The following is a 409-nucleotide window of genomic DNA, read 5'->3' as shown; positions in this document are numbered from 1 at the left end:
AGACATTGCTGGGGGCTCTCATCATGCTGTGATGTCTATTTTGGCGGCACTTTTTGCGAGGCAGACTACGGGCAAAGGCGCTTATCTGGATATCAGTATGGCGGACGCCGCATTAAGCTTAAACACAATGTTTGGTGCAGGTGCGTTGGTTAGTGGCAAGGATCCGGATCTTGGTTCTGAAATGCTGAATGGCGGACTCTTTTATGACTATTACAAGACGGCTGATCACAAGTACTTGTCTGTTGGCAGTCTTGAACCAAATTTCGCGATGGCTTTGCTTCAAGCACTGGGTATGCCTGATTGGCTTAGTAAAATCGCAGATCAGCGCCCTGAAACGCAGGAGCAACTCCGCTCGGCTATTGCCCAAAAAATCTTAGAGCATGATCAGGCACATTGGATTAATGTGTTT

1 protein-coding gene is annotated in these 409 nt (G+C 47.7%); it reads left to right on the top strand.

Features of this window, described 5'->3' with window-relative positions; all coding sequences use genetic code 11:
- Positions 1–409 (top strand): CoA transferase (locus tag A3750_RS19945; protein WP_197475183.1); only part of this gene is annotated, 409 nt, incomplete at both ends.

Source organism: Oleiphilus sp. HI0079, assembly GCF_001635105.1.
Note: the sequence above shows the minus strand (reverse complement) of the source record. Positions and strands in the feature narration are given on the sequence as shown.